Source organism: Streptomyces sp. NPDC025618 (genome assembly GCF_055558795.1).
In genome coordinates this window covers 1-23,671 of the sequence record NZ_JBVHLW010000058.1, presented here as the reverse complement: position 1 = coordinate 23,671, position 23,671 = coordinate 1, and the positions used below count along the sequence as shown (strand labels likewise).

Genomic DNA, 23,671 nt, shown 5'->3' with positions numbered 1-23,671 from the left:
AAGGGCCGAGACAACCAGGAGTGCACATGGCCACCAAGGCTGAGAAGATCGTCGCCGGGCTCGGCGGGATCGACAACATCGAAGAGGTCGAGGGCTGCATCACCCGCCTCCGCACCGAGGTCGCCGACCCCGAGCTGGTCGACGAGGCCGCGCTCAAGGCCGCCGGCGCCCACGGTGTCGTCAAGATGGGCACCGCCATCCAGGTCGTCATCGGCACCGACGCGGACCCGATCGCCGGCGAGATCGAAGACATGATGTGAGCCTCTGAGCTCCCGCCGAGGGCCCCGCTCCCTGATCCGCGCGCACCGCTTCCCGGTTCGACGCGGCCCGGAACGGGGCCCTTCGCGTTGCCTATAGGCTCAACACCATGTCTCGCATCGACGGCCGCACCCCCGATCAGCTCCGCCCCGTGACCATCCAGCGCGGGTGGAGCAAGCACGCCGAAGGCTCCGTCCTCGTTTCCTTCGGAGACACCAAGGTCTTCTGCACCGCCAGCGTCACCGAGGGCGTGCCCCGCTGGCGCAAGGGCACCGGCGAGGGCTGGGTCACCGCCGAATACTCGATGCTGCCCCGCTCCACCAACACCCGCGGCGACCGCGAGTCCGTCCGCGGCAAGATCGGCGGCCGCACCCACGAGATCTCCCGCCTCATCGGCCGCTCGCTGCGCGCCGTGATCGACTTCAAGGCGCTCGGCGAGAACACGATCGTCCTCGACTGCGACGTCCTCCAGGCCGACGGCGGCACCCGCACCGCGGCCATCACCGGCGCGTACGTCGCGCTCGCCGACGCGATCACCTGGGCCCAGGGCAAGAAGCTGATCAAGCACGGCCGCCAGCCGCTCACCGGCACGGTCTCCGCCGTCAGCGTCGGCATCGTCGGCGGCGTCCCCCTCCTCGACCTCTGCTACGAGGAGGACGTCCGCGCCGAGACCGACATGAACGTCGTCTGCACCGGCGACGGCCGCTTCGTCGAGGTCCAGGGCACCGCCGAGGCCGAGCCCTTCGCCCGCGCCGAGCTCAACGCCCTCCTCGACCTCGCCGTCGGCGGCTGCGCCACGCTCGACACGGCACAGCGCGAGGCACTCGCCGGGACGCTCGCATGAAGCGCCTGATCCTCGCCACCCGCAACGCGGGCAAGATCACCGAACTCCGCGCCATCCTCGAGGAGGCCGGTCTCGACGTCGAACTCGTCGGCGCCGACGCCTATCCCGAGGTCCCGGACGTCAAGGAGACCGGCGTCACCTTCGCCGAGAACGCCCTCCTCAAGGCCCACGCCCTGGCCACCGCCACCGGCATCCCGGCCGTCGCCGACGACTCGGGCCTGTGCGTGGACGTCCTCAACGGCGCCCCCGGCATCTTCTCCGCCCGCTGGTCCGGCACCCACGGCGACGACAAGGCCAACCTGGACCTGCTCCTCGCCCAGCTCGGCGACATCGCCGACGAGCACCGCGGGGCCCACTTCGCGTGCGCGGCCGCCCTGGCCCTGCCCGACGGCACGGAACGCGTCGTCGAGGGCCGCCTGGAGGGCACGCTGCGCCACACCCCGGCGGGCACGGGCGGCTTCGGCTACGACCCGGTGCTCCAGCCGCTGGGCGAGAGGCGCACCTGCGCGGAGATGACGCCGGAGGAGAAGAACGCGATCAGCCACCGGGGGAAGGCGTTCCGGGGGCTGGCGGTGGTGGTGCGGGAGCTTTTGGGGTGAGCGCACGCGAAGGGCCGGTCAGCTGCCTCGGCTGACCGGCCCTTCGTCATGTGTGCGGCCGGAGGGACTCGAACCCTCACGGGTGTTAACCCACTGGGACCTAAACCCAGCGTGACTGCCAATTCCACCACGGCCGCCCGGCACGGCCATCGTACTGGCCCTCCCGTCCCCGCGTGGCGGCGGAGTACGGATCGGCACCCGCCCCTACTCCGCCCGGCAGTTGGACCCCGCGCACCGCCTCGCGGGGCACCCTCAGAACTTCGGATCAGGCGTCTGCGACGCCGCGATTTCCGCCGCTTCCTCCTTCGTCGCGACCGACGGCGGGGAGCCCTCCAGGGGCTGGCGGGCCGTTTCCTTCATGCAGGCGACGGCGACCATGCCGACGACGGCCGCGCCCGTCGTGTAGAAGGCGGGGGCCATGTCGCTGCCCGTGGCGCGGATGAGGCCGGTGATCACCAGGGGGGTGGTGCCGCCGAAGAGGGACGTGGAGAGGTTGTACCCGATGGACAGGGAGCCGTAGCGGACCGAGGTGGGGAAGAGCGCGGGGAGCGCCGCCGACATGGTGCCGAGCAGGCAGACCAGCGGCAGGCCGAGCAGCAGCATGCCGCCGGAGACGGCGACGACGCTGCCCTGTTTGAGCAGCAGGAAGGCGGGCGCCGACAGCAGCGCGAAGCCTCCCATGCCCGCCATCAGCAGCGGCTTGCGGCCGATGCGGTCGTTGAGCCGGCCGACGAAGGTGATCACCACCATCAGCAGGGCCATCGTGGCGATGAGGATGACCAGGCCGTGGGCGTCGTCGTAGCCGAGCTGGTCGGTCAGATACGTTGGCATGTAGGAGAGCAGCATGTAGTCGGTGATGCCGTACGCCCCGGCGAGGACGACGCACAGCAGCAGCCGCTGCCAGTGGGCGGTGAAGATCTGCTTGAGCTCGGTGCCCTCGCCGTCGGGGCGTTCCCCCTCCGGGCCGGCCGCCGCGTTCTCCTCCTCCAGCTTCCGGAAAGCGGGAGTGTCCTCCAGGCGCAGCCGCAGATAGAGGCCCACGAGGCCGAGCGGTCCGGCGACGAGGAAGGGCAGGCGCCATCCCCAGTCCTCCATCGCGGCGCCGCCGAGCGCCGAGTTCATCACGGTCACCAGCCCGGCGGCGCCGATGTAGCCCGCGAGGGTGCCGAATTCGAGGAAGCTGCCGAAGAAGCCGCGGCGCTTGTCGGGCGCGTACTCGGCGATGAAGGTGGCCGCGCCGCCGTATTCGCCGCCGGTGGAGAAGCCCTGGAGCATCCGGAAGCAGATCAGCAGGACGGGTGACCAGAAGCCGATGGCCGCGTAGGAGGGGATGAGGCCGATCGCGAAGGTGCCGACCGCCATGAGGACCATGGTCAGGGCGAGGACGCGCTTGCGGCCGACGCGGTCGCCCAGCGGCCCGAAGAAGAGGCCGCCCAGGGGCCGTACGAGGAAGGCGACGGCGAAGGTCGCGAGCGAGGACAGCAGCCGGACGGTGTCGTTCCCGGAGGGGAAGAAGACATCGCCGATGGTGACCGCGAGATAGCTGTAGATCCCGAAGTCGAACCACTCCATGGCGTTGCCGAGCGCCGCCGCCTTGACCGCGCGTCTGACGGTCCGCTCGTCGGTGACGGTGATGTCCGTACGGCGCAGCCGCGGGTTCCGGCGCCGGACGACGGCGCGGAAGAGGGCGGGGTGCCGTTTGACGGCCTCCGGGTCGCGGTCGGGTGAGGTGTCGGTACTGCTGCCGGTGGGCACGGCTCGTTTTCCTTCTCTGCTCGGCCGCGCTGAGGGGCGGCAGTGCTGGTACGGGCGCCTCGTGCGTCTGCGCGCTGTGCGGCGGCTCAAACCGGTCGGGGGCGGGTTCAGGAGATTGGTCACGTCCGCGCCGCGCGGAGGAGCGCGGTCCGCGGTTCACCCGGGGAGAACCTGATATAGGCATGAAGGGAACGCGCCGCCCGATTTCCCCGTCACTCAGGGCGGGGCCCCCACGACTGCCCCGCCCGCGTTCCCCACCGAGGAAGAGAGGCCGATGGCCGACCGTGCCGAGCCCCGCCGGGCCAGCATGCGCACTGTCCTGGCGATCTTCGCGGCGGTGACCGTCCTGGCGCTCGGCGGTGTGTGGTTCAGCCAGGCGCAGGACCGGGCGAGCGCGGTCTCCGACGCCCCGAAGACGGCCGCGGCGCAGAAGTCGCCGCAGCCGGTGCGCGAGGTGCCGCAGGACACGGTGGAGGCGGCGGGCCCCGAGGGGCTGCCGGGTGTGCGGGAGTGCGGGCTGGGCTCGGCGACCGTGGAGCCCGAGATCATCACGTTGAACTGCTCGAACACCGGCATGGTGGCGAGCGGCATCAAGTGGGCGCACTACGGGGCGGACGGCGCGGACGGCCGGGGTGTGGTCCAGGTCTCGGGCGCCGCCAACGGCGCGGCCGCGGCCACCTATCCGGCCCGCTTCCGGCTGTACGGCGCGCGGAACGTCGACGGCGTGCTGGCCTTCACGGGGATCGACGTCGACTACACCGGGGCCACGCCCATGGGGGAGTCGAAGGAAACGTACTCGATCACGTGATGGGCATCCGTGGCCGGATCGCTCTGGCGATCTCCTTCGTGACCGCGCTCGCGGTGGTGGTGCTCGGTATCGCCGTGCACCACATCTCGGCGGTGGAGCGCGCGCGGCAGGCGCAGTCGTACCAGGACGACCTGCTGAGTTCGGCGCTCCAGGTGTATCAGCGGGACGGTCTGCTCGCGCTCGGGGCGCAGCTGGACGACTCGACGCTGCCGGCTCCGCTGGTGAAGCGGGTGGCGAAGGGCAGGCCCGGTACGTACATCAGCGATGGTGCCGATCCGCGGGTGTGGGCGGCGACGTCGGTGGGGGACGGCAAGGTGCTGTCGGTGTCGGCGCCCTATCCGGACCGCGACCCCTTGCAGAAGGCGCTGGACAAGGCGTTGCTGGTGGCGGGTGCGGCCACGGTGGCGCTGATGGCGGTGGTGGCGTGGTTCGTGGCGCAGAGCCTGTCGCGGCGGCTGCGGCGCAGTGCGGCCGCGGCGCGCCGGATCGCGGCGGGTGGTGAGCCGGACGCGGAGGCGCTGCTGGCGGGCGGCCGGGACGAGGTCGCGGAGCTGGGCCGGTCGGTGCACCACATGGCGGCGTCGCTGGCGGCGCGGGTGGAGGCGGAGCGGGAGTTCACGGCGGACGTGGCGCACGAGCTGCGGACGCCGGTGGCGGGTCTGGTGGCGTCGGCGGAGCTGTTGCCGCATCCGCGTGCGGTGGAGATGGTGCGGGAGCGGGCGCAGACGATGCGGTCGCTGGTGGAGGATCTGCTGGAGGTCTCCCGGCTGGACTCCGGTGTGGAGCGGGCGCAGTTGGATCCGGTGGAGCTGCCGTCGCTGGTGCGGGGGATCGTGAAGCGGGCGCGGGGGCAGCGCGGGGTCGACGATGTGTCGGTCGAGGTGGTCGGCGAGGGCCGGATCGTGGCGACGGACGCGCGCCGGGTCGAGCGGATCCTGGTGAATCTGCTGGGGAACGCGGCCAAGCACGGGAAGCCGCCGATCGAGGTGCGGGTGGAGGGCACGCGGATCGTGGTGCGCGATCACGGTGGCGGCTATCCGCCGGAGCTGGTGGACCAGGGGCCGCGGCGGTTCCGTACGGCGGCGCCGGAGCGTGGCACCGGGCATGGCCTGGGGCTGACGATCGCGGTGGGCCAGGCGGTGGTGCTGGGCGCGAGCCTGGAGTTCGGTACGGCGGAGGGCGGCGGCGCGCAGGCGGTGCTGGATCTTCCGGAGGCGGATCCTCCGGCGGAGGAGGTCTGACGGGTCCGGCCCCGGCCGGGACCGGACCCGCGGGGGTTACAGCCCCAGGTCCTTGATGATCTTCGCGACGTGGCCGGTGGCCTTGACGTTGTAGAGGGCGCGCTCGACCTTGCCCTCCTCGTCCACGATGATCGTGGAGCGGATGGCGCCGGTCACGGTCTTGCCGTACAGCTTCTTCTCGCCGAAGGCGCCGTACGCCTCCAGCACCTTCTTCTCGGGGTCGCCGACCAGGGTGACCTTGAGCTCCTCCTTCTCGCGGAACTTCGCGAGCTTCTCGGGCTTGTCGGGGGAGACGCCGATGACGTCGTAGCCGTGCCCGGCGAGGAAGTCGAGGTTGTCGGTGAAGTCGCACGCCTGCTTGGTGCAGCCGGGGGTGAGGGCGGCGGGGTAGAAGTAGACGATGACCTTGCGCCCCTTGTGGTCGGCGAGGGAGACCTGCTTGCCGTCCGCGTCGGGCAGGGAGAAGGCGGGGGCGGTGTCGCCGGGCTGAAGTCGCTCGCTCATGAGGTCTCCTCGTCGGGGTTCGCGCGGGGTGCCCCGCGTGGGCTGTCCGGTCCCCGAGGGTAGTCAGCTCCTCGATCGGGGGTGCCGTGGGGCACGGGGTCCGGTGAGCTGACAGACTGTCGTCATCACTCATCATCACTCTTTTCGAGACGACGGAGGCAGCGCGGTGTCGGATGCCAGGACCCCTGCGCAGATCGAGGCGGACATCGCCCGCAGGCGGAACGAGCTCGCCGTGACGCTCGACGAGATCGGTGTGCGCATGCACCCGAAAACGATCGTGGGCGATGCGAAGGCCAAGGTCGCCTCGAAGGTGGACCAGACCGCGGGCCGCGCCTATGTGGCCGCGAACCAGCTGGTCTCGGACGTGCGGTCCCGCTTCGTCGCGGAGGACGGCACGCCGCGGCTGGACCGGATCGTGCCGGTGGCGATGGTCGCGGTCGGTGTGGTCGGGCTGCTGACCCTCTCCTCGCGCCGCCGCCGGGCGTAGGTCACACCGGCGGATCCGCGGCCCGTGGCCTCGGGGCGGCGCCCGGGCAGGTACGGTCATGGCGTGAGTACGCACACCACCCACGACAAGCTGCCCATCCGGATGCTCCACGACCGGGTGCTGGTCCGGACCGACATTCCGGAGGGCGAGCGCCGGTCCAGCGGCGGCATCGTCATCCCGGCGACGGCGGCGGTGGGCCGCCGGCTGGCCTGGGCGGAGGTCGTGGCGGTCGGGCAGAGCGTGCGCACGGTGGAGCCGGGCGACCGGGTGCTCTACGACCCGGAGGACCGCGCCGAGGTGGAGGTCCGCGGTGTGGCGTACGTCCTGATGCGCGAGCGTGACCTGCACGCGGTGGCGGCGGAGCGGCTGGAGGGCTCCGAGGACTCCACGGGGCTCTACCTCTGAGGCAGCCGAGCGCGCCGCTCCCTTTTTGATACCGTCGGAAGAGCCCGACGAGACGCGCCGTACCGGGTCAGGACAAGACGACGCACCCCTGTAGGAACTTTCCACGGAGGTGCCGTCATGGCATGGATCCTGCTCGCGATCGCGGGTCTGCTCGAAGTCGCCTGGTCGATCGGTATGAAGTACACCGAAGGGTTCACCAGGCTCTGGCCGAGCGTGTTCACCGTCGCGGGTATCGCCGCGAGCATGCTCTTGCTGTCGCGGGCCGCCCGCACGCTGCCGATCGGTACGGCCTACGGCGTGTGGGTCGGCATCGGGGCGGCCGGCGCGGCGGTGTTCGGCATGGCGGTGCTGGGCGAGCCGGCGACCGCCGCGCGGATCTTCTTCGTCGTGCTGCTGCTGGTGGCCGTGGTGGGCCTCAAGGCGACCTCGGGCCACTGACGGCCGACCCTTGCGGCGCCCCGCCCGCCGATCAGTAGTCGCCCAGGAGCGAGTCCCGGTCGCCTCCGTGCCGCCCGGCGTCCTTCGGCTCGTTCGGGAAGAGCGTGAAGGGCGGCAGGGTGGGGAGCCCGGTCGGCGGGCCCGGCAGGGTCGGCGGCCCGGTCGGCCGGCGCGGCGGGGTGGGCGGCTGCGGCGGGACGTTGCTGGGCGGCGCGGACGGCGAGGGCGGGGCGCTGGTCTCCGGGGGCGCCGACGTCGTCGGCGGCTCCAGGGTCGGCGCGGGCTCGCCGCCGGAGGTCTGGAGGTCGAAGTCCTTGACGGTGGTGCCCTCCAGCGCGACCTCGGTGTAGGCGGCCCAGATGTCCGCGGGCGCGCCGCCGCCGTTGATGCGGGGCAGCCCGGTCGCGCCGTACAGCGACTTCTGCGTGCCGGTGTCGGAGTCCTGGCCCATGACCGCGACGACCGTGGCCAGGTCGGGGGTGTAGCCGGCGAACCAGGCGGCCTTGTCCTCCTCCGCGGTGCCCGTCTTGCCGGCGGCGGGCCGCCCGGCGGCCTGCGCGGTGGAGCCGGTGCCGTTGTCGACGACGCTCTTGAGCACGGCGGTGGTGGTGTCGGCGGCGTCGCGGGTGACGGCGCGCTTGGGCTCCTTGCCGGGCAGCTCGACGTTCTCGCCGCCCTTGGTCACCTTGTCGACCAGGGTGTACGGGCCGTGCCGGCCGTGGTTGGCGAGCGTCGCGTACGCCTGGGTCATGTCGAGGACGCTGGCGGTGGCGACGCCCAGCGCGATGGAGGGGTAGCCGGTGAGCTCGGGGGTCTTGGCGGGGATGCCGAGAGCGACCGCGGTGTCCTTGACCTTGCCCGGGCCGACGTCCTGCGCCATCTGGGCGTAGACGGCGTTGACGGAGAGGTCGGTGGCCTTGGTGACGGTGATCTGTCCGTAGGACTTGTCGTCCTCGTTGGCGGGCGCGTAGCCGACGGGTCCGTTCCGGCCTTGCACGGGGCGCTTGTTGGTGCCGTCGTAGACGGTGTTCGGGGTGATCGCGCGGCCGTCCTGCGTGGTGGAGTCGTTCGCGACGGCCGAGGTGAGGACGAAGGGCTTGAAGGTGGAGCCCACCTGGTAGTCGCGGCGGGTGGCGTTGTTGACGTACTGCTTGGTGTAGTCGATACCGCCGTAGAGGGCGACGACGCGGCCGGTCGCGGGGTCGATGGAGGCGCCGCCCGCGCGGACGTAGCGGTCGACCTGGCGGTCCTCGCTGAGGTCGTCCATCAGCTGCTTCTGCACGGCGTTGACGAAGGCGTCCTGCTTCTTCCTGTCGATCGTCGTGGTGATGCGATAGCCGCCGCGGGCCAGCGTCTGCTCGTCGATGATCTTGTTGTCGGTGGTGAGGTAGTCCTTGACGGCCTCCACGAGATAGCCCCGCTGCCCGGACATGCCCAGCCGTGGCCGGGACTTGCCGGGGGAGGGGAACGTCATGGCGGCGCGCTCGGTCCCGTCGAGCCACTTCTTCTTGACCATGCCGTCGAGGACGTAGTTCCAGCGGGCCATGGCCCGGGGCTTGTTCTCGGGGTGCGCGCCGACGTCGTAGGCGCTGGGCGCGTTGAGGAGCGTCGCGAGGTAGGCGCCCTCGGCGGCGTTCAGCTTGTCGGAGTCCTTGTTGTAGTACGCCTGGGCGGCGGCCTGGATGCCGTAGGCGTTGCGCCCGAAGTAGCTGGTGTTCAAATAGCCTTCGAGGATCTCGTCCTTGCTCTCCTCGCGGTCGAGCTTGATCGCGATGAAGAACTCCTTCACCTTGCGGCTGACGGTCTGCTCCTGGCCCAGGTAGTAGTTCTTGACGTACTGCTGGGTGATCGTGGAGCCGGACTGCTTGCCCTTGCCGGTGACGGTGTTCCACGCGGCGCGGAGCATGGCCTCGGGGTTGACGGCGGACTCGGAGTAGAAGTCGCGGTCCTCGGCGGCGAGCACGGCGTGCTGGACGACCTTGGGGACCCGGCTCAGCGACACGCTCTCGCGGTTGACCTCGCCGTCGCGCGCCAACTGGGTGCCGTCGGCGTAGAGATACACATTGCTCTCGGCGGTGGCCGCGCTGTTGGCCGGCGGGATGTTCACCAGCATGTAGCCGGCGACGAGACCGCCCGCGATGAGCAGGACGATCAGCAGGAAGCCGCCCAGGACCATGCGCCAGGTCGGCAGGAGCCTGCGCCAGCCGGTGCGCTTGGGGCGGCGGGGTCTGGCGGAACCGCCGGGGCCGGTGGCGCCGTTCGGGGGCCGGCCCGCCCGGCGGGAGCGCTCATCACCGCCGTCCGGCTGCTGCTGTGACTGCTCGTCGCTCATGTCTTTAGGGACTCCTCGGCCGCCCCCGGGGTTGTTCGGCCACGGTGAGCGGTGTTGTGTCGGGCGCTTCGCTGTGCGTCGTACGCCCCGTCCGACACTTTGGCATCATGCGTTCCGAGTCGGAGGGACGTAGCGCACCTGTGACGGCACTGAAGAGCCGAACGGGCCAGGCCGACCACTCCCAGGAGTGAAAAATCACGTGGTCGGCGGCCGGTCCGTGCGGATAGGCTCCAGCGCTTTGAGGTCAGCGGACTATCGAGGTTCAACGACGAGAGGTGTCCTGGGATGCGGCTGTATGCCGCTGTCGCGGTGAGTGGATTCCGCCGGTATGCCACGTATCGCATCGCCACCGCCGCCGGTGTCTTCACCAACACCGTCTTCGGCTTCGTCATCGCCTATACGTTCATCGCCCTGTGGGACGAACGGCCGCGCCTCGGCGGCTACGGCCAGGCGCAGGCCCTGACCTTCGTCTGGGTCAGCCAGGCGCTGCTCGCGGCCATGGCGCTGCTCGGCGGCGGCTTCCAGGAGGAGCTCCAGGAGCGCATCCGCTCCGGCGACATCGCCGTGGACCTCTACCGCCCCGCCGACCTCCAGCTGTGGTGGTTCGCCGCCGACCTCGGCCGGGCGGCCTTCCAGCTGCTCGGGCGCGGGGTCGCGCCCCTGGCCGTCGGCGCGCTCGTCTTCGAACTGGCCCTGCCCGCCGACCCGCTGGTCTGGCTCGCCTTCCTGCTCTCCTGCCTCCTCGGCTTCGGCGTGGGCTTCGGGCTGCGCTATCTGATCGGCCTGTGCGCCTTCTGGCTGCTCGACGGCAACGGGCTCAACATGGTGAGCACGCTGATGAGCGTCTTCTTCTCCGGGATGCTGCTGCCGCTGACGGTCTTCCCCGGAGCGTTCGGCGAGACCGTACGGCTGCTGCCGTGGGCGGCGATGCTCCAGGTGCCGGCCGACGTCCTGCTCGGCCTGCACACGGGCGCCGGACTGGCCCGGGCGCTCGCCTTCCAGGCGGCCTGGGCGGTGCTCCTGCTGGCGGCGGGGCGCGCCCTCCAGTCCCTCGCGACGGCGAAGGTGGTGGTCCAGGGTGGCTGACCGGTCCGCCGTGACGACGGGGCTGCGGGCGTACGGGATCGTCGTCGCGATGTGGGTGCGCTCCACGATGGCCTACCGCGCGTCCTTCGTGATGACGACGATCGGCAACTTCGTGGCCAGCGGCCTCGACTTCGTCGCCATCATGCTGATGTTCTCCCACATCGACGCCCTCGGCGGCTTCTCCCTGCCGGAGATCGCGCTGCTCTACGGGGCGAGCAGCTGCTCCCTCGGCCTCGCCGACCTGGTGCTCGGCAGCATGGACCGGATCGGGCAGCGGGTGCGGGACGGCACGTTCGACACGCTGCTGGTGCGCCCGGCGCCCGTACTCGCGCAGGTCGCCGCCGACCGCTTCGCGCTGCGCAGGCTGGGCCGCATCAGCCAGGGCGCCCTGGTGCTGGGCTGGGGGCTGGCCCATGCCGACATCGCGTGGACACTGCCCAAGGCGCTGTTCACCGCGGTGATGGTGCTCAGCGGGGCGGCCCTCTTCGGCTCCCTCTTCATCGTCGGCGCGGCGTTCCAGTTCTGGGCGACGGAGGCCGCGGAGGTGCAGAACTCCTTCACCTACGGCGGCGCCACCATGCTCCAGTACCCGCCCACGGTCTTCGCGACGGAGCTGGTCCGCGGGGTGACCTTCGTCGTCCCCCTGGCCTTCGTCAACTGGCTGCCCGCGCTGCGCCTCCTGGGCCGCGACGACCCGCTGGGCCTGCCCGGGTGGGTCGACTTCTGCGGGCCCCTGGTCGCCCTCCTCATGCTCACGGGCGCGGGGCTGGTGTGGCGGGCAGGGCTGCGGAGCTATCGGAGTACGGGGAGCTGAGAGGCGGACAGTGGACGGTTTCATCGAACTCGACGGTGTGGAGAAGGTGTTCGACGTACGCCGGAAGGCCGGTCTCCTGCGCCGCGAACGGCACCGGGTGCGGGCCGTGGACGGCATCAGCTTCCGTGTGCCGCGCGGTGAGATGGTCGGCTACATCGGCCCCAACGGAGCCGGGAAGTCCACCACCATCAAGATGCTCACGGGCATCCTGACGCCCAGCGGCGGCCGGCTGCGCGTCGCGGGGATCGACCCCTCCCGCGAGCGGACGAAGCTGGCGCACCGCATCGGCGTCGTCTTCGGGCAGCGCACCACCCTCTGGTGGGACCTGCCGCTGCGGGACTCGTACGGACTGGTGCGCCGCATGTACCGCATCCCTGACGCCCGTTACAGAACCAACCTGGACCGCTGCGTCGAGCTCCTCGATCTCGGCGAGCTCCTCGACGTGCCCGTCCGCCAGCTCTCCCTCGGGCAGCGGATGCGCGGTGACATCGCGGCGGCACTGTTGCACGACCCCGAGGTGCTCTATCTCGACGAACCGACGATCGGCCTGGACGTCATCAGCAAGGCGAAGGTCCGGCAGTTCCTCCGCGAGGTCAACGCCGAACGCGGCACGACGGTCCTGCTCACCACGCACGACCTCACCGACATCGAGCAGCTGTGCAATCGGGTCATGGTCATCGACCACGGGCGCCTCGTCCACGACGGCGGGCTGAGCACGCTCCACGCGGTGGGCGGCAGCGAACGCACCCTCGTGGTCGACCTGGAACACGAGCTCCCGCCCATCGAGGGCGTCCCCGGCGCCCGCACGGTCAAGGTCGAGGGCCCCCGCCAGTGGCTGGCCTTCCCCGCGGACCGCAGCGCGGCCCCGGTCGTGGCGGCGGTGGCGGAGCGGTATCCGCTGGTCGACCTCTCCATCAAGGAACCGGACATCGAGGACGTGATCGCGAGGATGTACGCGGAGCGGGAGGTGTGACGGCCTCAGCCCGGGGATTTCCCGCGGCCGAGGCGAGGGCGGGCGCGGGCTGCGGTCCGCGCGTCCAGCCCGTTGGTGGCACCCCCGGACGGCGTCCGGGGGAGGTAGCTGGGGGAGATTGAGCGACACCGCACCCACCCCTCCCCACCCCCCGCCACCCCTCAGAGCGCCGTAACCGCCTCACCCTTCAAGACCTCGACATCGATCGAGTCGGCCATCGCCTGATACCCCGCGTCATTCGGATGCAGATGATCCCCGGAGTCATAAGCGGGAAGCAGAGATTCCGGAGACACCGGATCCCGCAGCACCCGGTCGAAGTCCACCACCGCATCGAACACCTGTCCGGACCGGATCACCTCGTTGACCCGCTGCCGGGTGACCTCCTGAAGGTCCACGGCCCCCTTGTGCCCGCCGAACGGCGTGATCGTCGCGCCGACGGCCCGCAGCCCCCGCGCGTGCGCCCGCTCGACCAGCTGGCGCAGGCCGGCCACGATCCGCGCCGGATCCCGCTGCTGCGGCGTACGCAGGATGTCGTTGACGCCGAGCGCCATGATCACGACGCGTGCGCCCGTCCGGCCGAGGACGTCGCGGTCGAAGCGCTCCAGACCGCTGGCGTTGTTCGCGGGCGGCGGCCCGGCGTTGCTGAGCAGGATGCGGTTGCCGCTGATGCCCTCGTTGAGGACGCTGTAGCGGGGCGCGCCCGGCTCGGTGCGCAGCCGGGTGGCGAGGAGGTCCGGCCACCGGTGATTGGTGCCGGGGGTGGAGTTGTAGCCGGCGGTGATCGAGTCGCCGAAGGCGACGACGGCGCCGTGGGTCTCCTGGGACCAGACGTCGACGCCGGTCAGATAGCGCCAGGACTGGACCTTGGCGGTGTAGCCGGCGCCCTGCGTGTCCTCGGCCCGGTCCCCACGGGCGAGGTAGGACGTCTGACGGGACTGGTTCTGATAGGTCGCGGGGCCCGACGGGGTGGGGGAGAAGGTGGTGACCAGCAGATCGGCCCCGGCGGCCACGGCCAGCCGCACGGGGTCGCTCAGCAGCGACCGCCCGGCCGGGATCGTGGCCGTGGGCTGTCCGCCGAAGCTCAGCCTGCGCATGCTGCCGGGGACGGCGGCGGGGGAGCCGTGCGCCGCGGCCAGGGCCAGGGAGGCATGGGCGATGGGCAGCGGCTGGGCACCGTAGAGGTTGGAGAGCTGGATCCGGGCGGCCGTGCCGGTGACACCGTTGTGCACGACGTTGCGGATGGACATCCCGGGGAAGCCCCGGAGGGTGTTCGGCTCGGCGCCCGACGGCGCGGTGGACCAGGCGCCCACCCATTCGCCGGAGGCGGCCGGAGCGGCCGTGCCATGTGCCTCGTGCGGCTCCGCCGCGGGCGTGCGGCCGCGACCGCCGACGCCGACGAATATCGCGGTCGAGACGAGAATCACCACGGCTGCCAGTGCGGCGAGCACGGCGTAGGCCGTACTTCGGGGCAGAGGTGGCCTGTTCATGGCGGGCTTCTCCTGGGAGTGGCGGAGCGAGACGCTCCGGTGCGGAACCGGGGACGAGACAGCGACTGATCAGCAACAACGCCCTCGTGGTCCGATCGCCGTTCCATGATCCCACGGGGGCCGGGGGGCGCGCCTGTCGGCCGGTGGGTCACGCAACGTGTCACATGCGACTTGTCAGACGCGGGGAACTCGCGGTCCGTTCCCGGAGTACCCCGGGTAGGGACAATGCACGTGATGACGGCTGGAACGGGTGATGCGGATGGAACGGCCCCCTGACGACGCTTCGGGAGCCGCCGAGGGAGTCATGCCCCCGGGCGTGGGAGGTCTCACCTATAGCGCCGCAGATGAGGAGAAACGCCGCGGCGTGCGCCGCATGAAGGCGCTCGCGACCGGGCTGCTGCTCCTCGTCGCGCTTGTGTACGCCCTGGCGAAGTGGGCACAGTCCGCGGGCGCGGGGGCCTGGGCCGGGTATGTCGCGGCCGCCGCGGAGGCGGGCATGGTCGGCGCGCTGGCCGACTGGTTCGCCGTCACCGCGCTCTTCCGCCGCCCGATGGGCCTGCCGATCCCGCACACGGCGATCATTCCCACCAAGAAGGACCAGCTGGGTCAGAGCCTCGGTGAGTTCGTCGGCGAGAACTTCCTCTCCGGCGATGTCGTACGCGTAAGGCTGCGCACCGTAGGCATCGCCTCCCGGCTGGGCGGCTGGCTCGCCGACCCCGAGCACGCCGACCGGGTGACGGTCGAGCTGGCCACGGCGCTGCGCGGCGCCCTGACCGTCCTGCGCGACTCCGATGTGCAGGCCGTCGTCGGCGAGGCCATCACCCGCAGGGCCGACGCCCAGGAGATCGCACCGGGCCTCGGCAACATGCTGGAGAAGATCGTCGCCGACGGCGGCCACCACCGGGTCGTCGACCTGGTGTGCGTACGGGCCCACGACTGGCTGGTCACCCACGGTGACTCGGTGATGCAGGCGGTCACCGGCGGCGCGCCCGGCTGGACGCCCCGCTTCGTGGACCGCAAGGTCGGCGAGCGGGTCTACAAGGAGCTGCTGCGTTTCGTCACGGAGATGCGCGACATGCCCGGCCACCCGGCACGCGGCGCCGTCGACCGCTTCCTGGGCGACTTCGCGCGCGACCTGCGCTCCGACACGGACACCCGGGCCCGTGTGGAGCGGCTGAAGTCCGAGGTGCTCGGACGCGGCGAGGTGCAGGATCTGATCGCCTCCACGTGGAGCTCCGTACGCGCCATGATCGTCGCCGCCGCCGAGGACGAGCGCAGCGAACTGCGCCTCCGCGTGCGCGCCGGACTGCTCTCCCTGGGCGCCCGTATGGCCGGCGACGACCGCCTCCGCGCGAAGGTCGACCGCTGGCTGGAGGACGCGGCGGTCTATGTCGTGACCACCTACCGCCACGAGATCACCGCCCTCATCACGGACACCATCGCAAGCTGGGACGCCGAGCACACCACCCGCAAGATCGAGGCGCACATCGGGCGGGACCTCCAGTTCATCAGGATCAACGGCACGGTGGTCGGCGCGCTGGCGGGCCTGTGCATCTATTCGGCGTCGCGGCTGGTGGGGGCGTGACGCGAGCCCCGGGCGCGACGGGCCGTCAGCAACGGGCAACGCTAGGGTCGGCCCGTGCTGAAACGTCCCACCTTGCTGTGGTTGCTCATCCCGTACGTCCTGTTCCTGGGGACCCTGCCCCTTGTGGACCGGATCCGTCCGACCGTCCTCGGTCTGCCCTTCCTCTTCGCCTGGCTCCTCCTCGCCACGCTCCTCACCCCCGCCGCCGTCCTCCTCGCCTGGCGCGGTGACCGCAAGCGAGGCCGCGTATGAACGCCACCGTCGCCACCTCCGTCTTCGCCGTCTTCATGGTGCTCACCGTCGCCCTCGGCCTGCTGGCCGTGCGCGGCAGGGGAGCGGGCGGCGGGCTCGCCGAGTGGTCGGTGGGCGGCCGCAGCCTCGGCACGGTCTTCATCTGGGTGCTGATGGCCGGTGAGGGCTATACGAGCTTCAGCTATCTGGGCGCGGCGGGCTGGGGCTACAACTACGGCGCCCCAGTGCTCTACGTCATCGCGTACATGTCGTGCGGGTACGCCATCGGCTACGTCGTCGGCCCGACCCTCTGGTCCTACGCCCGCAGGCACGGCCTCGTGACCATCACCGACATGGTCGCCCACCGCTACAACAGGCCCTGGCTCGGCACGCTGGTGGCGATCCTGGCGACGGTCTGCCTGCTGCCGTACATCCAGTTGCAGATCACCGGCATGGGCGTGGTCGTCTCGACCATCTCCTACGGCGCGATCAGCCTGAACTGGGCGTACTTCATCGCCTTCGCCGTCACGACCGGCTTCGTCGTGGTGAGCGGGCTGCGCGGCAGCGCCTGGGTCTCGGTCCTGAAGGACGTGCTGGTCATCGGGACGCTGGGCTTCCTCGCGGTCTACGTACCGCTGCACTACTTCGACGGCTACGGGCCGTTCCTCGACCGGATCGTGGCGGAGAAGCCGGACTGGCTGACGTTCACGGGGCACGGCGGCAGCGGGCTCGGCGGCGGCTGGTTCGTGACGACGAGCTTCCTCAACTCCCTGACGGTCGTCATCTTCCCGACGACCGTGGCCGGCTACCTCGGCGCGCGGAACGCCGATGCCCTGCGCCGCAACGCGATGCTGCTGCCGTTCTACAACGTCCTGCTGTTCGTGCCGATGCTCCTCGGCATGGCGGCGCTCTTCGTCGTGCCCGGCCTCACCGGGGCGGGCTCCAACCTCGCGCTCTTCAAGCTCGTCGTGGACTCGCTGCCCGCCTGGGCGGTCGGCCTGATCGGGGTGGCGGCGGCGCTGTCGTCGATCGTGCCGATGGCGGTGTTCATGCTGGTCATCGGCACGATGTGGGGCAAGAGCGTGCTCGGCGTCATGCCCCGGCTGGCCGGCCGCCCCGACCGGCAGAAGACGGGCGCCCAGGTGGTCGTCGTGGCCGCTGGCGCGCTGGCCCTGCTGATGACCTACACCGCGCCCAACACGCTGGTGCGGCTGTCGCTCATCTCGTACGAGGGCATGGCCCAGCTCGTCCCCATGATTCTGCTGGGGCTGGTGTGGCGGAAGCTGACGCTGTGGGGAGCGATGAGCGGCCTCGTGGCGGGCGGAACGCTGGTCTGCGCCCTGGTCTTCACCGACCATGACCCCGTGTGGGGCGTGAACGCGGGAGCGCTCGCCCTGGGCGTGAACGTGCTGGTCGCGCTGGCCGTCTCCTGGTGGGGACCCCGGCCACGGCCCGCGGACGCCGCGCGGCCGGACGACGAGGTGCTGGCGCGTGATCCCGGCCCGGGTGAGGCCGTTGTCAGTGGCACCGTCTAGCATCGGAACGAGCGAATGACTGAACGTCCGTCACGCTGAGGGTCGACAGAGAAGCTTCGGCAGCGAAGCTTCCACGGGGAAGGGGGGCCGCGCTGATGAACGCCGTATTCCGTACGCATGTGAGCGTGCTCCTCTTCCTGCTGTCCGAACTGCTGCTCGCGCAGAGCGGCCTGCTCGGCGTGGTCGCGCTCGCCGCGACCACGGCCGTCGCGGCCGCCCTGCTGCTGTCCGCCGTGGCCGCCACGGCCGGCACCGGCGGCCCCCTCACCCCCACGCGCATACGCACCGCGATCCGCGACCGGGAACTGCGTACGGCGTTCCTCGCCCAGCGCGATCCCGACGGACGGGGCCGACGGCGGCCTCGCGCGCCCGGCCGTGCCCTCCCGACGGCCGCGTAGGCGCTCACCGCTTCTCTCCCGCTGAGCCCGCGCGGCTCGTCACGCCCGAATGCCTCTGATTCCGGCACGACGAGACCCGTGGAGGGCTCACCATGTCCGCTTTCGTCTCCCCTCTCCTTTCCTGCCTCACCTCCCTGGCCGGGGTGATCGACCCGCTGTTCGGCGCCTCGGCGACGGCCGTCGCGATCATCCTGTTCACGCTGTGCGTGCGGCTCGCGCTGCACCCGCTGGCCCGCTCGGCGGCGCGCGGTCAGCGGGCCAAGGCCGAACTCGCCCCGCGCATGGCCGAGCTGCGGCGCAAGCACAAGAACGACCCCGAGCGGCTGATGCGGGCGATGCGCGAGGCACACGTGAAGGCAGGGGTGTCGCCGATGGCCGGGGCCCTGCCCTCGCTGGCACAGCTGCCGGTCCTCTTCGTGATGTACCACCTCTTCAGCAGCGGCGCGCCCGGCCTGCTGGACCACACGCTGCTGGGCGCGAGGCTGGGCGGCCACTGGGCGGACGCCCCGTTCGGCGCACAGGGATGGGTGTACGCGGCCCTGTTCGTCGTGGTCGCCGCGGTCGCCACCTGGACGTACGTCCGCGCGCGCCGTGTGCCGGCCCCGGCCGAGGCGCCGGGCCTGATGAAATTCCTGCCGCTGCTCTCCTTCGGGACGCTGATCACGGTGGCCGTGGTCCCGCTGGCGGCCGGGCTCTATCTCGTGACGAGCAGCGCGTGGACGGCGGTGGAGCGGGCGTATCTGACCCGAGGGCTGTCCGCGGCCCCGTCCGGCGCCTGAGGGACCCGCTCCGTTTGCGGAGGAGAAAGACATCGGCCGCCAACAGGCCGAAACCTCCCTTGCGGAGCCCCCCTCCGTTCGCACACGATCAAACCGATCCCTCGATGGCCGTCCCCATCGGCCGACCCGGACGGGCAACCGCCGACCACGACCTCGGGAGACCGGATGAAGCTGCTGCGCACAGGCCCGCCAGGGGCGGAACGCCCCACCCTGCTGGACGACGAGGGCACCCTCCGCGACCTCACCACCGTCGTGGACGACATCGACGGAAGGCTGCTGGGCGACCACTCCGCGCTGGAGCGCGTACGGGCCGCGGTGGGCGCCCGGATCCTCCCGGCCCTCGACCCGGAGGGCCTGCGGATCGGCCCGCCGGTCGCCCGCATCGGCAAGATCGTGTGCGTGGGGCTCAACTACCACGGCCACGCCGCCGAGCTCGGCGTACCGGCCCCCGGCGAGCCGGTCCTCTTCCTCAAGGCACCGGACACGGTCGTCGGCCCGGACGACGCGGTGCTGGTGCCGCGCGGCAGCGAGAGGACCGACTGGGAGATCGAGCTGGCCGTCGTCATCGGCCGCACGGCCCGCCACCTGGAGACGGACGCGGAGGCGCTGGCCGCGATAGCCGGGTACGCGGTGGCCAACGACGTGTCGGAGCGGGAGTTCCAGCTCGACCGCGGCGGCCAGTGGGACAAGGGCAAGAACTGCGAGACCTTCAATCCGCTGGGCCCCTGGCTGGTCACCGCCGACGAGGTCCCCGACCCCCAGGCCCTGCGCCTGCGCCTGTGGGTCAACGGCGAGCTGAAGCAGGACGGCACGACGGCCGACCAGATCTTCCCGGTCGCCGAGGTCGTCCGCTACGTCAGCCGCTTCATGACGCTCTACCCCGGCGACATCATCAACACCGGCACCCCCGCCGGAGTGGCGGACGGCCACCCCGACCCCAAGCCGTACCTCCGGGCGGGCGATGTGATGGAACTGGAGATCGAGGGCCTCGGCCGTCAGCGGCAGCAGCTGAAGGACGCCTAGGGCATCGGGACGCCGGACGAGCCGGAAGCGGCTGAGCCCGGCCGGAGCCCGGCTCGTCCGGTGGGACCGCGGCGCGGCCCCGGTGCCACGTCAGGGTCGCAGGATGCCGTCGAAGCCCGCCCAGTCCGACCAGGGGCCGTTCACGGACGTCTGCCAGCGGTGGAAGATGTTCCCCGCGCTGTTGACCCCGAACAGTTCGATCCGGCCGTCCGCGTTGGTCTCGGCGGCCACCTGGCTCAGCGCGCCGTCGAATTGCGCCCAGCTCGACCAGGGGGTCCCACTGAAGTTCTGCGAGCGGTGGAAGACGGCGTCACCGCTGTTGGTCCCGAAGATCTCCAGCCGCCCGTCCGCGTTGCGCGCCGCCGCGATCGTCGTGAGCGCCCCGTCGAACTGCGCCCACCCGGTCCACGAGCCGCCGGGGGTGGTCTGATAGCGATGGAAGATGTTCCCGGCGCTGTTCACGCCGAAGAGTTCGAGCCGCCCGTCCGCGTTGGCCTCCGCGGCCACCTGCGTCAGCGCGCCGTCGATCTGGTCCCAGCCCGACCACGGTCCACCGATGGAGATCTGCGAACGGTGGAAGATGGCGCCCGTGCTGTTGGTTCCGAAGAGCTCCAGTCGCCCGTAGACGTCGCGGGCCACGGCGACCGAGGTCAGCAGTCCGTCGAGCTGCTCCCAGCCCGACCAGGCGCCCGCCGGGGAGGTCTGCCAGCGGTGGAAGATGTTCCCGGCGCCGTTGACGCCGAAGAATTCCATCCGGCCGTCGGCGTTCGTCTCGGCGGCGACGGCACGCAGCGCGCCGTCGAACTGGACCCAGTTCGACCAGGAACCGCCGATGCTGTTCTGCGACCGGTGGAAGATCGCGTCACCGCTGTTGACGCCGAACAGCTCCAGCCGTCCGTCCGCGTTCCTGGCCGCGGCTATGGAGGAGCCGAAGGGGTTGGTCGTTCTGACGCTGTGGGACGAGGGGGTCGCGGCCGAGGCCGTTCCCGACCGGCCGACGCCCGGCGCGGCTGCCAGCACCGTCACGACCGCCACGGCCGCGACACCTGTTCTGAGAGAACGGAACAACTGCCCGATCCGTCTGTGTCTCCTACCTGATCTCTTACCCATGCGCTTGCCCTTTCCTGTGCAGAAACGAGAACCCACGGGGCCGGGGCGCTGGATCCAACGCCCGGTTTCTGTACGTCGATCGGCACGCATCGAGCTCAAGCGCCCGAACCCTACAACGGCGGCCCGACCCCGGCACAGAGCGGACGGCGGGCTGGCGGAAACCGTGCAGACGGACGGTGGCCGGGTGGAGCGGGTGCGGCGATTCGGGGGAACGGGGGCGTGTGCTGCCCCTCTCGCGCTCTCTGAGTGTGCATATTTTCGGACATGCGCAAGGTATTGGGCGGAACAGGCAGGCACCGGCGTCCGAGACGGTGGCGCGGCCGACGGCCGTTGGTCGCCATGACGGTGGTGTCCGGTGCGCTGCTGGTGTGCGCGTTCACGGGCCTGGACCGCCCGCCCGCGCGCTACATGCCGGCGCACCACCACAACAGCGCGCCTCCCCTGGGAGACATGATGGTGCTGGGCGGTGGCCTGGTGCTCGCCGGCTCGGGACTGGGCCTGATGGTCCTCGTACGGTCCCGCCGGATGTAGCCGCCGCCCGGACCGGCAGGCGATGGCGCGGCGTCGAGGTCAGGGCGCTCTTCTCGCCGGGCGTGGCTGCCAGGCGGTTCTCGCGTGCGGCGACGTCCCAGGTGCCGGCACCTGAATTCGGAGGGGCTCCATCAGGTGGGCTTGATCAGGTCATGCTCTATGGCGCGGACGAAAGCCGACCAGGTCCGGGGCGGGACGGCGAGCGTTCCTCTATGGCGGACCCTGCTGTCCCGTATGGCTATGCGGTCGTCGCTCGCCAAACGTATTTCGACACAGTCGGCACTTTCGTCAGGACTGTAAGAGGACTTGCGCCATCTGTAGGGGGAGAAGTCGTGGTGTATCACGGGATGTACCTCATTTGCGTTCAAGTTCTTGCGCGATGGACGAAATCAGCTCGGCTGACTCCTGGACCGACAGTGCTGAAGCTTGCAGCTCTTCGAATGCCTTGCGGTACTTCGCTACCGCCTCGTCCTCGTCCAGATACAGGTCCCCGCCGAGGTACGACACCTGGACGACATCGAACTCCAGAGGCTCAGGGTAGGAGTACAGGATGAAGGATCCGCTGGTGTTTGTGAACCTGCTCTGTGAGTAGGGGATGACCTGGACTGCCAACTCGGGACTCTGACTCAGGGAAGCCAGATGCCGTAGCTGGTCCGCCATGACCTGGGGCCCGCCGATCTGTTGGCGGACCACGCCCTCCGTCAGAACGCTCGCGTACTTCGGCGGATTGCCTCGGAGGAAGATGCTCTGGCGGCTCATGCGAATGTCAACAGACAGCCTGAGTTGTTCCTCGGACAGCGGCTGCGATTGGCCTTCGAGAACAGCGGTCGCGTATGCCTGGGTCTGCAACAGCCCAGGAATGACTCGGCATTGGAACGCCGCGATGCTTGCGGCGTCCGATTCCAATGTCAGGGTCTCTTTGAAGTGGTTCGCGAGTGCCTCGCTGTACCGGTGCCACCAACTGCGTTTGTTTCCTTCGGCCGCGAGAGCGATGAGCCACCTCCGCAGCTTCTCGTCCTCAGCTCTGTAGAGGTTGAGCAAGACCTCAAGCTCAAGCCTGGTGGTGCGGAACAACCCCGTTTCCTGTCGGCTGACCTTCGTCTTGTCGCCGTGGATCGCCCTCGCCGCTTCTTCGGTCGAGATATTGGCCGCTTCTCGAAGTGCTCTCAACTCGGCGCCCAGTCTGCGGCGACGAGCGGTCCGGCGGGCGTTCCCCATGGCTTCCTCCCCTGCTGGCAGTGCGTGCTCAGTGTGGTCCAGAACCCACGCCGCAGGCGTGCGATCACCCACAAGGATGAAGCTGGCCCACTATGGGCCCAACTTGGTTGCGCTGGCCCAAATGGCGGTCCATCGTGGACGCATGACTACGGTGCGTAGCCGCACATCGACACTGGGGGAAGGCGCGGAGCGATGACGTATCGGAACGGCGCGTTCGTGGTGGACACCCGCGAGGAGCGGATCGGGCAGGTGATCGACAGCGTGGGGAGGCGCGTGCACCTACGCGAACCAGGGGGCGGGCAGGAGTGGGAAGTGCCCTTCTCCGCACTACGGTTGGCCACGCGGGACGAACGGGAAGTGATCGGTCTCTGGCCCCAGACGATCAAACCGTTCCGAGGCTGCGCGGAGTGCCCGGAGCTGGCAACCGCAGTGCGCGACGCCCAAGACGGTGGCGACAGACTCAGAGCCGGAAAAGCGGTTCTCGCCCAGCGAGCGCACTGGCGTCTGGAGCACGGGCTGTGACCGCCACCGGGGCGCTCGCATGCACCCACCGAGGCAGCTGGACGCACACCGGAGGTGAATCGCGCTGCGAAAGCTGCGGCGTAAGGCGGTTCACGGAATACCGCGCGCTACGACCACCGGGAATAGCGCAAGCGCTGACCCCACCCCGCGACACCGCCACAACGGCGGACCGCACGGCCGCCGAGTGGCTGACGCGCCGAACCCGCCGCGACAGGAAGCCGCCGCAATGGAGCGGCCCCGGCACGGGACACCCCCCTGGTTCCCGGGCCTCAACCACCTGGCCCTCCACGTCGAGAAGCGAGCCGCGATGGAGTCCATCACCGAAAAGGCGAAGAAACACGGCTTCCACCTGACGGTCGCCGACCGCCGCCCGTACGCGGGAGGGAAATCGCGCTATGCGGCGTCCCTGGAGAACGACGACGGCGAGGTCGAACTAGTAGCTCCGAAAGAGCGAGTTGGGTAGGGGGGACGTCCGAAGCCGCAAGAGGCGGCACCCGCAAAGCCACCCCAAACAGCGCCGCACTCGCTCTCCGGCGGGAGGGGGTGGGGCTGGAGGGTGGGGTTCTGGAACGCGGTGCGTTTTCAGGGCACTCAATGCGAATCGGGGCACCCGCACCGCGTTCCAGGTCCCCAGCCCGGAAGACCCGCCCCCGGCACCCACCACAAACCAGCCCGGCCGGCGCTTGAGGCCGCGCCCGCAGGGCGCTC

The 23,671-nt window shown here is 70.7% G+C and carries 27 protein-coding genes, 1 tRNA gene, 1 pseudogene and 1 riboswitch; of the genes and pseudogenes, 21 read left to right on the top strand and 8 right to left on the bottom strand.

The genetic code is table 11. The features are described 5' to 3' along the window. The first annotated feature begins 26 nt into the window (after positions 1-26). From ACZ4A5_RS29395 to rdgB, 3 genes are all read left to right on the top strand, one after another. Positions 27-260: a PTS sugar transporter subunit IIB gene (locus ACZ4A5_RS29395; RefSeq protein ID WP_087927953.1), complete on the top strand. Its 234-nt coding sequence runs from the start codon at positions 27-29 to the stop codon at positions 258-260. Between the two features lie 107 nt (positions 261-367). Continuing rightward, the gene (gene rph / locus ACZ4A5_RS29390; RefSeq protein WP_467590757.1) at positions 368-1,102 is read left to right on the top strand and encodes a ribonuclease PH; all 735 of its coding nucleotides are present in this window, start codon (positions 368-370) and stop codon (positions 1,100-1,102) included. After that, positions 1,099-1,701 (top strand): RdgB/HAM1 family non-canonical purine NTP pyrophosphatase, encoded by a 603-nt coding sequence (gene rdgB / locus ACZ4A5_RS29385; protein ID WP_467590754.1) that lies wholly within the window; start codon positions 1,099-1,101, stop codon positions 1,699-1,701. The genes rph and rdgB overlap by 4 nt, the downstream gene beginning before the upstream one ends. A gap of 53 nt (positions 1,702-1,754) precedes the next feature. Here rdgB and ACZ4A5_RS29380 read toward each other — a convergent pair. Continuing rightward, a tRNA-Leu gene (locus ACZ4A5_RS29380) sits at positions 1,755-1,838 on the bottom strand. A gap of 115 nt (positions 1,839-1,953) precedes the next feature. Continuing rightward, complete coding sequence (locus tag ACZ4A5_RS29375) at positions 1,954-3,456, bottom strand: MFS transporter (protein WP_467590751.1); 1,503 nt, start codon at positions 3,454-3,456, stop codon at positions 1,954-1,956. 274 nt (positions 3,457-3,730) lie between these two features. Here ACZ4A5_RS29375 and ACZ4A5_RS29370 point away from each other — a divergent pair, with 274 nt between their 5' ends. Together ACZ4A5_RS29370 and ACZ4A5_RS29365 are read left to right on the top strand one after the other, a co-directional pair. Next, positions 3,731-4,264: a hypothetical protein gene (locus ACZ4A5_RS29370; protein ID WP_467590748.1), complete on the top strand. Its 534-nt coding sequence runs from the start codon at positions 3,731-3,733 to the stop codon at positions 4,262-4,264. Continuing rightward, positions 4,264-5,505 (top strand): sensor histidine kinase, encoded by a 1,242-nt coding sequence (locus ACZ4A5_RS29365; protein WP_467590778.1) that lies wholly within the window; start codon positions 4,264-4,266, stop codon positions 5,503-5,505. The genes ACZ4A5_RS29370 and ACZ4A5_RS29365 overlap by 1 nt, the downstream gene beginning before the upstream one ends. A gap of 36 nt (positions 5,506-5,541) precedes the next feature. Here ACZ4A5_RS29365 and bcp read toward each other — a convergent pair whose 3' ends face one another. Continuing rightward, positions 5,542-6,009: a thioredoxin-dependent thiol peroxidase gene (gene bcp, locus ACZ4A5_RS29360; RefSeq protein ID WP_467590745.1), complete on the bottom strand. Its 468-nt coding sequence runs from the start codon at positions 6,007-6,009 to the stop codon at positions 5,542-5,544. 166 nt (positions 6,010-6,175) lie between these two features. On the opposite strand from bcp, the gene ACZ4A5_RS29355 reads away from it, so the two are divergent. From ACZ4A5_RS29355 to ACZ4A5_RS29345, 3 genes are all read left to right on the top strand, one after another. Next, positions 6,176-6,496: a DUF3618 domain-containing protein gene (locus tag ACZ4A5_RS29355; RefSeq protein WP_467590742.1), complete on the top strand. Its 321-nt coding sequence runs from the start codon at positions 6,176-6,178 to the stop codon at positions 6,494-6,496. 102 nt (positions 6,497-6,598) lie between these two features. Next, on the top strand, positions 6,599-6,901 hold the full coding sequence (locus ACZ4A5_RS29350; RefSeq protein WP_058046871.1) for a GroES family chaperonin: 303 nt from the start codon (positions 6,599-6,601) through the stop codon (positions 6,899-6,901). Positions 6,902-6,917: 16 nt separating this feature from the next. Further along, positions 6,918-6,988: riboswitch (guanidine-III (ykkC-III) riboswitch) on the top strand. A 30-nt stretch (positions 6,989-7,018) separates the two neighbouring features. Continuing rightward, the gene (locus ACZ4A5_RS29345; protein WP_467590739.1) at positions 7,019-7,339 is read left to right on the top strand and encodes a DMT family transporter; all 321 of its coding nucleotides are present in this window, start codon (positions 7,019-7,021) and stop codon (positions 7,337-7,339) included. Positions 7,340-7,370: 31 nt separating this feature from the next. On the opposite strand, the gene ACZ4A5_RS29340 is transcribed toward ACZ4A5_RS29345, so the two are convergent. Beyond that, the gene (locus tag ACZ4A5_RS29340; RefSeq protein WP_467590736.1) at positions 7,371-9,671 is read right to left on the bottom strand and encodes a transglycosylase domain-containing protein; all 2,301 of its coding nucleotides are present in this window, start codon (positions 9,669-9,671) and stop codon (positions 7,371-7,373) included. A gap of 285 nt (positions 9,672-9,956) precedes the next feature. Between ACZ4A5_RS29340 and ACZ4A5_RS29335 the strand changes: the two genes are divergently transcribed. The 3 genes from ACZ4A5_RS29335 to ACZ4A5_RS29325 are packed head-to-tail and all read left to right on the top strand — an operon-like array spanning position 9,957 to position 12,544. After that, positions 9,957-10,757, top strand: a complete 801-nt coding sequence (locus ACZ4A5_RS29335; RefSeq protein ID WP_467590733.1) for an ABC transporter permease — start codon at positions 9,957-9,959, stop codon at positions 10,755-10,757. A 49-nt stretch (positions 10,758-10,806) separates the two neighbouring features. Further along, positions 10,807-11,571 (top strand): ABC transporter permease, encoded by a 765-nt coding sequence (locus ACZ4A5_RS29330; protein WP_467590774.1) that lies wholly within the window; start codon positions 10,807-10,809, stop codon positions 11,569-11,571. Positions 11,572-11,581: 10 nt separating this feature from the next. Then, positions 11,582-12,544 (top strand): ABC transporter ATP-binding protein, encoded by a 963-nt coding sequence (locus ACZ4A5_RS29325; protein ID WP_467590730.1) that lies wholly within the window; start codon positions 11,582-11,584, stop codon positions 12,542-12,544. A gap of 161 nt (positions 12,545-12,705) precedes the next feature. Here the strand turns inward: ACZ4A5_RS29325 and ACZ4A5_RS29320 are convergent, their stop codons facing one another. Then, a complete protein-coding gene (locus ACZ4A5_RS29320) occupies positions 12,706-14,031 on the bottom strand; it encodes an SGNH/GDSL hydrolase family protein (RefSeq protein WP_467590727.1) in 1,326 nt (441 codons plus the stop codon). Positions 14,032-14,290: 259 nt separating this feature from the next. Here ACZ4A5_RS29320 and ACZ4A5_RS29315 point away from each other — a divergent pair, with 259 nt between their 5' ends. The 6 genes from ACZ4A5_RS29315 (at position 14,291) to ACZ4A5_RS29290 (ending at position 19,582) form a co-directional block, all read left to right on the top strand. After that, positions 14,291-15,616 carry a DUF445 domain-containing protein gene (locus ACZ4A5_RS29315; RefSeq protein ID WP_467590725.1) on the top strand — a complete coding sequence of 442 codons (1,326 nt, stop codon included), beginning with the start codon at positions 14,291-14,293 and terminating at the stop codon, positions 15,614-15,616. A 54-nt stretch (positions 15,617-15,670) separates the two neighbouring features. Further along, on the top strand, positions 15,671-15,868 hold the full coding sequence (locus ACZ4A5_RS29310; protein WP_467590722.1) for a DUF3311 domain-containing protein: 198 nt from the start codon (positions 15,671-15,673) through the stop codon (positions 15,866-15,868). Then, positions 15,865-17,382 (top strand): sodium:solute symporter family protein, encoded by a 1,518-nt coding sequence (locus tag ACZ4A5_RS29305; RefSeq protein ID WP_467590720.1) that lies wholly within the window; start codon positions 15,865-15,867, stop codon positions 17,380-17,382. Before ACZ4A5_RS29310 ends, ACZ4A5_RS29305 begins: the two co-directional genes overlap by 4 nt. Before the next feature lie 95 nt (positions 17,383-17,477). Then, complete coding sequence (locus tag ACZ4A5_RS29300; protein ID WP_366004188.1) at positions 17,478-17,780, top strand: DUF6412 domain-containing protein; 303 nt, start codon at positions 17,478-17,480, stop codon at positions 17,778-17,780. A 92-nt stretch (positions 17,781-17,872) separates the two neighbouring features. Then, the gene (locus tag ACZ4A5_RS29295) at positions 17,873-18,559 is read left to right on the top strand and encodes a YidC/Oxa1 family membrane protein insertase (protein WP_467590717.1); all 687 of its coding nucleotides are present in this window, start codon (positions 17,873-17,875) and stop codon (positions 18,557-18,559) included. Positions 18,560-18,724: 165 nt separating this feature from the next. After that, on the top strand, positions 18,725-19,582 hold the full coding sequence (locus ACZ4A5_RS29290) for a fumarylacetoacetate hydrolase family protein (protein ID WP_467590714.1): 858 nt from the start codon (positions 18,725-18,727) through the stop codon (positions 19,580-19,582). Positions 19,583-19,672: 90 nt separating this feature from the next. Here the strand turns inward: ACZ4A5_RS29290 and ACZ4A5_RS29285 are convergent, their stop codons facing one another. Continuing rightward, entirely contained in the window at positions 19,673-20,617 is a 945-nt protein-coding gene (locus ACZ4A5_RS29285; RefSeq protein ID WP_467590711.1) for a PLL family lectin, read from the bottom strand. A gap of 339 nt (positions 20,618-20,956) precedes the next feature. Here ACZ4A5_RS29285 and ACZ4A5_RS29280 point away from each other — a divergent pair, with 339 nt between their 5' ends. Beyond that, positions 20,957-21,223, top strand: a complete 267-nt coding sequence (locus ACZ4A5_RS29280) for a hypothetical protein (protein WP_467590710.1) — start codon at positions 20,957-20,959, stop codon at positions 21,221-21,223. A 131-nt stretch (positions 21,224-21,354) separates the two neighbouring features. Here ACZ4A5_RS29280 and ACZ4A5_RS29275 read toward each other — a convergent pair whose 3' ends face one another. Beyond that, positions 21,355-21,567, bottom strand: coding sequence for a DUF397 domain-containing protein (locus tag ACZ4A5_RS29275; protein WP_467590707.1), 213 nt, complete (start codon positions 21,565-21,567; stop codon positions 21,355-21,357). A 10-nt stretch (positions 21,568-21,577) separates the two neighbouring features. Continuing rightward, positions 21,578-22,441: a helix-turn-helix domain-containing protein gene (locus ACZ4A5_RS29270; RefSeq protein WP_467590705.1), complete on the bottom strand. Its 864-nt coding sequence runs from the start codon at positions 22,439-22,441 to the stop codon at positions 21,578-21,580. 192 nt (positions 22,442-22,633) lie between these two features. Between ACZ4A5_RS29270 and ACZ4A5_RS29265 the strand changes: the two genes are divergently transcribed. The 3 genes and pseudogenes from ACZ4A5_RS29265 (at position 22,634) to ACZ4A5_RS29255 (ending at position 23,426) form a co-directional block, all read left to right on the top strand. Beyond that, positions 22,634-22,963, top strand: coding sequence for a hypothetical protein (locus ACZ4A5_RS29265; protein WP_467590784.1), 330 nt, complete (start codon positions 22,634-22,636; stop codon positions 22,961-22,963). Then, positions 22,849-23,160: pseudogene (locus tag ACZ4A5_RS29260) on the top strand (DUF6255 family natural product biosynthesis protein); the annotation flags it as partial. The gene ACZ4A5_RS29265 and the pseudogene ACZ4A5_RS29260, both read left to right, overlap by 115 nt. A 29-nt stretch (positions 23,161-23,189) precedes the next feature. Then, positions 23,190-23,426 carry a VOC family protein gene (locus ACZ4A5_RS29255; protein WP_467590781.1) on the top strand — a complete coding sequence of 79 codons (237 nt, stop codon included), beginning with the start codon at positions 23,190-23,192 and terminating at the stop codon, positions 23,424-23,426. Positions 23,427-23,671 lie beyond the last annotated feature (245 nt).

Bases quoted from the DNA above. Each gene is read 5' to 3' on its own strand.
- ACZ4A5_RS29395 (WP_087927953.1), top strand. From the start codon at position 27: ATGGCCACCAAGGCTGAGAAGATCGTCGCCGGGCTCGGCGGGATCGAC.
- rph (WP_467590757.1), top strand. From the start codon at position 368: ATGTCTCGCATCGACGGCCGCACCCCCGATCAGCTCCGCCCCGTGACC.
- rdgB (WP_467590754.1), top strand. From the start codon at position 1,099: ATGAAGCGCCTGATCCTCGCCACCCGCAACGCGGGCAAGATCACCGAA.
- ACZ4A5_RS29370 (WP_467590748.1), top strand. From the start codon at position 3,731: ATGGCCGACCGTGCCGAGCCCCGCCGGGCCAGCATGCGCACTGTCCTG.
- ACZ4A5_RS29365 (WP_467590778.1), top strand. From the start codon at position 4,264: ATGGGCATCCGTGGCCGGATCGCTCTGGCGATCTCCTTCGTGACCGCG.
- bcp (WP_467590745.1), bottom strand. From the start codon at position 6,009: ATGAGCGAGCGACTTCAGCCCGGCGACACCGCCCCCGCCTTCTCCCTG.
- ACZ4A5_RS29350 (WP_058046871.1), top strand. From the start codon at position 6,599: ATGCTCCACGACCGGGTGCTGGTCCGGACCGACATTCCGGAGGGCGAG.
- ACZ4A5_RS29345 (WP_467590739.1), top strand. From the start codon at position 7,019: ATGGCATGGATCCTGCTCGCGATCGCGGGTCTGCTCGAAGTCGCCTGG.
- ACZ4A5_RS29340 (WP_467590736.1), bottom strand. From the start codon at position 9,671: ATGAGCGACGAGCAGTCACAGCAGCAGCCGGACGGCGGTGATGAGCGC.
- ACZ4A5_RS29335 (WP_467590733.1), top strand. From the start codon at position 9,957: ATGCGGCTGTATGCCGCTGTCGCGGTGAGTGGATTCCGCCGGTATGCC.
- ACZ4A5_RS29330 (WP_467590774.1), top strand. From the start codon at position 10,807: ATGTGGGTGCGCTCCACGATGGCCTACCGCGCGTCCTTCGTGATGACG.
- ACZ4A5_RS29320 (WP_467590727.1), bottom strand. From the start codon at position 14,031: ATGAACAGGCCACCTCTGCCCCGAAGTACGGCCTACGCCGTGCTCGCC.
- ACZ4A5_RS29315 (WP_467590725.1), top strand. From the start codon at position 14,291: ATGGAACGGCCCCCTGACGACGCTTCGGGAGCCGCCGAGGGAGTCATG.
- ACZ4A5_RS29305 (WP_467590720.1), top strand. From the start codon at position 15,865: ATGAACGCCACCGTCGCCACCTCCGTCTTCGCCGTCTTCATGGTGCTC.
- ACZ4A5_RS29300 (WP_366004188.1), top strand. From the start codon at position 17,478: ATGAACGCCGTATTCCGTACGCATGTGAGCGTGCTCCTCTTCCTGCTG.
- ACZ4A5_RS29295 (WP_467590717.1), top strand. From the start codon at position 17,873: ATGTCCGCTTTCGTCTCCCCTCTCCTTTCCTGCCTCACCTCCCTGGCC.
- ACZ4A5_RS29290 (WP_467590714.1), top strand. From the start codon at position 18,725: ATGAAGCTGCTGCGCACAGGCCCGCCAGGGGCGGAACGCCCCACCCTG.
- ACZ4A5_RS29280 (WP_467590710.1), top strand. From the start codon at position 20,957: ATGCGCAAGGTATTGGGCGGAACAGGCAGGCACCGGCGTCCGAGACGG.
- ACZ4A5_RS29270 (WP_467590705.1), bottom strand. From the start codon at position 22,441: ATGGGGAACGCCCGCCGGACCGCTCGTCGCCGCAGACTGGGCGCCGAG.
- ACZ4A5_RS29265 (WP_467590784.1), top strand. From the start codon at position 22,634: ATGACGTATCGGAACGGCGCGTTCGTGGTGGACACCCGCGAGGAGCGG.
- ACZ4A5_RS29255 (WP_467590781.1), top strand. From the start codon at position 23,190: ATGGAGCGGCCCCGGCACGGGACACCCCCCTGGTTCCCGGGCCTCAAC.